This is a genomic window from Streptomyces sp. SID14478, assembly GCF_010548525.1.
Classification (GTDB): domain Bacteria; phylum Actinomycetota; class Actinomycetes; order Streptomycetales; family Streptomycetaceae; genus Streptomyces.
In genome coordinates this window covers 1-1,503 of sequence record NZ_JAAGMG010001365.1, presented here as the reverse complement: position 1 = coordinate 1,503, position 1,503 = coordinate 1, and the positions used below count along the sequence as shown (strand labels likewise).

Annotated in this window: 1 protein-coding gene and 2 pseudogenes; all 3 read left to right on the top strand. The window is 75.6% G+C overall.

All coding sequences use genetic code 11. From position 1 onward, the window contains the following. Nucleotides 1–296 (top strand): annotated as a pseudogene (locus tag G3I40_RS43485) (cobalamin biosynthesis bifunctional protein CbiET); the annotation flags it as partial. Then, the gene (cobM, locus tag G3I40_RS43480; protein ID WP_164560309.1) at nucleotides 293–1,051 is read left to right on the top strand and encodes a precorrin-4 C(11)-methyltransferase; all 759 of its coding nucleotides are present in this window, start codon (nucleotides 293–295) and stop codon (nucleotides 1,049–1,051) included. The pseudogene G3I40_RS43485 and the gene cobM, both read left to right, overlap by 4 nt. A 138-nt stretch (nucleotides 1,052–1,189) precedes the next feature. Continuing rightward, nucleotides 1,190–1,503: pseudogene (locus G3I40_RS43475) on the top strand (hypothetical protein); the annotation flags it as partial.

Genomic DNA, 1,503 nt, shown 5'->3' with positions numbered 1-1,503 from the left:
CCGCGCTCGCCGGACTCCCCGCCCCCGACGCGGTGTTCGTCGGCGGCGGCCTGACGGCACCGGGCCTCCTGGAGACCTGCTGGGCCGCCCTGCCCGCCGGCGGGCGGCTGGTCGCGAACACGGTCACCCTCGAATCGGAGGCGCTGCTTGCCGACTGGTACCGGCGCCACGGCGGCGAACTGGTCAGGCTGGCGGTCGCGCACGCGGTGCCGGTCGGCGCCTTCACGGGGTGGCGGCAGGCGATGCCGGTCACGCAGTGGTCCGTAACGAAGACAACAGAGGTGGCACAGGCATGACCGTCTACTTCATCGGCGCGGGTCCGGGCGCCGCCGACCTGATCACCCTGCGCGGCGCGCGCACGCTCGCCGCCTGCCGGGTGTGTCTGTACGCGGGCTCGCTCGTGCCGCGCGAACTGCTCGCCGAATGCCCGCCGGACGCCCGGCTCGTCGACACGGCGAACCTCGATCTCGACGCCATCGAGCGGGAGTTGGCCGCCGCGCACGAGGCCGGGCACGACGTGGCGCGGCTGCACTCCGGCGACCCGTCGGTGTTCAGCGCGGTGGCCGAGCAGATGCGCCGCCTCGACGCGCGCGGCATCCCCTACGAGGTCGTCCCCGGCGTCCCCGCGTTCGCCGCCGCCGCGGCCGCGCTCAAGCGGGAGCTGACGGTCCCCACCGTCGGCCAGACCGTCGTCCTGACCCGCATCGCCCAGCAGGCCACGCCCATGCCGCCCGGCGAGGACCTGGCCACGCTCGGCGCGAGCGGCGCGCTGCTCGTCCTCCACCTGGGCGCCCGCTACGTCGACCGGATCGTGGCCGAGCTGCTCCCGCACTACGGCGCCGACTGCCCCGCGGCGGTCGTGGCGTACGCGAGCCGCCCCGACGAACTGGTGCTGCGCGGCACGCTCGGTGACATCGCGGACCAGGTGAAGGGGGCCGGTGTGCTGCGCACGGCGGTCATCCTGGTGGGCCGCACGCTCGGGGCGTCCCAGTTCCGGGACAGCCACCTGTACTCGACGGAGCGCGACCGCGAGGACTGCTCCCCGGCGTAGCCGCCGCGGAGACGAGGCCCTTGTGGCACCAGCTCCGATGGGCGTGGGCCTCGGCGGCGGGAGTTCACCGAGGGGCGCCGGGGAGCGGCCCTCCGGGGCGGCGCACAACCATCGCACCGCGCCGACGGTCATGCAGCCATGATCCTCTCGTCCGAAGACGCCGGCATCTGGCTCGTGCCCGTGGTGTTGGTGCTGGGCCTGGCCGTCGTCGCGCCCGTCGCGTGCGCGGCGTTCCTCCTGCGGGTCGTCCTGCGGATCGCGCGGGCGGCGGCCGGGGGCGACGCCTGGTCGGCGTTCTCGCCCGGGACCTGGCTGCTCGCCGCGTGCGCGGGCGCGTCCGGCGCGGCCTGCCGGTTCACGGCCGTGCTGGTCGACCGGTCCTGGACGGGGGCCGGTTCCCTGAGCTTCGTCTGCGCCTGCTTCACGCTGGCGGCGCTGACCATGGCGGCGCC